3 protein-coding genes are annotated in these 3,913 nt (G+C 61.5%); 2 read left to right on the top strand and 1 reads right to left on the bottom strand.

Annotation, left to right across the window (positions count from 1 at the left end; genetic code table 11):
• A partial coding sequence (locus tag PLJ71_09435; GenBank protein ID HQM48900.1) for a hypothetical protein occupies positions 1-872 on the top strand: 872 nt, incomplete at its 5' end.
• A 728-nt stretch (positions 873-1,600) separates the two neighbouring features.
• Positions 1,601-2,068, top strand: a complete 468-nt coding sequence (gene sixA / locus PLJ71_09430; GenBank protein ID HQM48899.1) for a phosphohistidine phosphatase SixA — start codon at positions 1,601-1,603, stop codon at positions 2,066-2,068.
• A gap of 80 nt (positions 2,069-2,148) precedes the next feature.
• Here the strand turns inward: sixA and PLJ71_09425 are convergent.
• On the bottom strand, positions 2,149-3,913 hold a 1,765-nt coding region (locus tag PLJ71_09425; protein HQM48898.1), incomplete at its 5' end, for a hypothetical protein.

Raw genomic sequence — 3,913 nt, 5'->3', positions numbered from 1 at the left:
TAGCCGGCGCGCTGGGAGAATTTCACGCGGAAGGCGGACCGGAGAACCGCGCGCTCAACCTCGAAGTGCGCGAGGTCGAAGTGGGATCTGCCATGGGGGATACCGACGCGCAGATTTGGCGGCGCGAAAATCCGGGGTATTCGCCGTGGATGGCGTTGCGCTATCCCAACATGCCAGCGGATTTTCCCAGCCTGTGGGTCGGGAAGGCAACAGCCGAAGAGATAGGGTGCATCTCGAATTCCCCTGCCCGGCGCAGTATTGCAGGCGCCTTGATGCGGGGCGTTTCGCACATTTGGGTGCTTCTCGGATGCGGCGACGAAGTCAAAGACGCGGATGCCCGCACGCAACTGGAAACCGGGATTGCGCGCATCGCGGATATGCTGGACCGGGATGCGATCTCGCCCAACGCACACATCACGCACGAGATCGTGGAGGTGTCCCGGCGCGACCCCGCGGAATGGGTCCTGGTCCAAACGCTGCTCAGAAGCGAGCCCGACCTCATGGGCTACGATGCCCCCATGGTCTTTCCTGTGTTTGGCCGGGGCCGCGCCCTCTATGCGCTGGTTGGGGCGGGGATAACCGCCGAGAACCTTCGCGATGCTTGCGCGTACATTGCCGGACGGTGCTCCTGTCTGGTCAAGGATGAGAATCCGGGGGTTGACTTGCTTCTCGCGGCCGACTGGGCCGGTCTGGTTTCGGCAAGAGCCGCGGCGCAACCTGTTCCGCAGACAGCTGGCCCGGGCCATGATATGGCTGACGACACGCTTCCGCCCGCCGCGCGGCCGGGCCGGTACATTCTGGCCGGGCTTGCGGGAGCGGCTGTCATGGTTATTGCACTTTCCGCGCTTCTACTGGGCAAAACGCGTTCCTGAAGGCTCATCCAGGGGGAATTGCCGCCTCTCGCGTGGCGTGATATGCTGATGTTTTGCCGGGAGGGCAAAGAAAGTGTGCACCACCCCACCCTGATGATTGATGATCGACAAACGTTTCATATTCACTATGGTCATTCCAATTTGAACGGCGGGCGCCTGTGACGCGAATTCGCGGCAGAAGTGTCACGAAGGAAAGGAGATCTGTATTGTTGAGGCGGAGCGGAGGCGCATCTGAACGGCCCAGCCGGGGGAGCCGTGTGTCGGGCCCATTCATAGGGCTGCCGTCCTGAACGGAGAGAGTGTATGAAGACGTGGGAGGTTCGATACCAGGGGCACACCATCCGTGTGGAGGATGGGGTGAGGAAAGAGCGTCTTTTCGTTGATGGCGAACTCCAGGATGAGTTCTTTGGATCTGGCATCCGCAGCCGGTTATTCGGTACGATTCGAGATGGCAACGGTGGGGGCAAGCCAATCAGAGTATCTTTGGGCGGATGGAATCGTACATGCCGGGTATTCGTGGATGACCGCCTTGTGTTTCATAGCAAGCCCGATCGGGTGGCTTCTCTCGCTATGGCACAAACCCGGAACAGGCTCGAATGAGCAAGTGGGCTCTGGCTGCGCAAAGACGAGGCAGGCCGACTGCTACGGCAGGAAGAAGAGAATGGTCAGCCCTATAATGGAGCATTGACCGCCAAGTTCCCCTTGAAACTGAGGTGGAGGGTGCGGATATGAGACTCTATCTGGTGCAGCACGGCGAAGCGGTGGATAAGTCTGAAAATCCGGACCGTCCCCTTACGGCAGCGGGACGCGAAGCTGTGGCAGCGGTGGGAAAGCTATTGCGAAGTGCGGGAATCAGCGTACCCCGAATCGAGCACAGCGGCAAGACCCGTGCCCGTGAAACGGCGGAGCTGCTGGCCGAAGCGATAGGGAAGGCCGGCGGCGTGCACGAACGCAAAGACATTTCTCCAAACGATCCTGTGGATGCCGTGGCCAACGCACTGAAATGGGCGGACGCCGACCTTATGCTCGTGGGGCACGAACCCTCCATGGGCAAGCTGGCTTCTCTGCTGGTGACCGGCGATTCCTATGCCGAGATAGTGGCTTTCCAAAAGGGAGCAGTCGTCTGCCTTGAACGGAAGAGCGACGGCGCATGGTGCATCGCGTGGATGATCGTGCCCGAACTTGCGACTTCTTGAGTGCCCCGCCGAAGGGGCAGCATCCAGTCAGTTTCTTCTTGGAAGCTTGGGCGCCTCATGGGGGGCGCTCCGCAAATGGCCTACGAAGATGCCCGCCGAAGCAGATAGAGGTTTCCCGCCACGATTTCCTCGATGCGGAGCAATGCGGTATTCCCTCTGATCTCACATGATACGGGAGTGAATCCGTCTTCGGTGACTTCGGCGGCGGCGACGCGGGGCAGGTATTCCGGCAGGGTTAACGAGACGGTCACGTTTCGGGCCGGCTCGATCTCCGGATTCCCCGGTGCAGCGGCCGGAATGTGATTGACCGCAGCAACCAGGAGCGCATCGGGTCCGCACAACAGGCAACCGGACCAGACACGGGGTTTTTCCCAGAGCTCCTCGCCGGCTGTTCCCGTTGCGACCGTACCGGCATCGTTGGCAGCCAGGTTGATGGGGGTTCCCAGTATTATCAGGTCTTCGATGTGCTCGATAAGGCGGTTGCAGCGTCCGATCTCATTGGCAAACGCGTCATTCCGCGCCCATCCGCCGGCTCCGGCCGAGTAGACCCAGCTCGACAGACCCTTGGCGCCGGCCCCGATAGCCTGGACAAGGTTCTGGCGGTACTCATCGGGGACGGGTCCACGGGCCTTATCGGGTACACCTTGCCCGCTGGCCCAGCCGTAGGCTTCAAGAAAGGCGAAGACAGGCGTCGGCGCGGCGCACCTGCGCACATGTTCGAGACTCTCGCGTACATAGGCATGGTCGGCGCCGTAGTACGTCACGGGGTACGGGTCGAATCCGTTGATGTCACCGAATTGCCCATAGACCGCCCAATTGAGCGGCCGCACGGTGCCGTCAATGTTGAGCCAGCTCGGCACAGGGGCATCGTAGCGTTCCAGAAGCTCCTGCCATCCGGAATCGGCGAGCTTTCGCGCGTTCCAGCCGAGTCCTTTGTCGTAACCATCCCCGGCGTCATCTCTGGCATCGGGTTCGTCGGGCCCCAGCACATAGGCTACCCGCTCGTGGACGCCGAACACGTCGTTGAGCATGGCGGAGGTGAGAATGCTGTGTTTTCGGCATTCCTCGAGGCTGCGCATCCACCACGTGGCAAGGTTCATGTGAAGAGGGCCGCACATCTCGGCAGGAACGTGTACCGAGCTTCGCGGGAACAGGAAAGGAAGCACACGGAACTGAGCGGCACATGTCCGCCCGTTCGCGAGATGCAGTCCCGCCACATGATAGGCGCCTGGTTTGAGCGGCTGGGCGAGGCCGGCCACCGCAAGGGCTACGTCTCCCGGGAAGTCCGCCCCGTAAATGGCCGCATTCTCCAGGATGCCGCCATCGAGCGAAACGGTCCGGAGAAACGATGTCTGGTCCCCGGCTTGTTTCCGAGCGTAAATGTACAATGTTTTGCGGTCTTGGGAAGTGACCACGTAGTCGACAAGCGCCTCGGGCTCTGTGTAGGCAATATCCGCTTCAATCGCAGCCGCGTTCTCGGCGGGCAACGTGATGCGCACGCTGTCGCCGGGCAGACGTTTTCTGAAACGCACGTAGGCCTGAGCGCAGTCGCCGGGAGCCAGCGTGCGTGGGCGGACCCGGTACCAGACCACGCCCGGCGCATCCCAGGGACTCTTGACAAAGTCCACGTAGTGCTGGTCTACCGGTGTCCCGTTCAGGAGAGGCATTTGACCGAGCCGTACGGTCTGTTGCCCCGCATTGCGGACGACCATGCGCAGAGCGCCGAACTCCTCATGCTCGGTGTACATGCACTGCATGTATTGGAATGTGAGGGCCGTTCCAGGGCTGACGCCGGTCATGTCGGGGCGTTTACGGCCTTCGACGACCTGGGAATCGGCGGGGGGC

The organism is Candidatus Hydrogenedentota bacterium, from assembly GCA_035416745.1.
Taxonomy (GTDB): Bacteria; Hydrogenedentota; Hydrogenedentia; order Hydrogenedentales; family SLHB01; genus UBA2224.
This window is presented reverse-complemented; position numbering and strand designations above follow the sequence as displayed.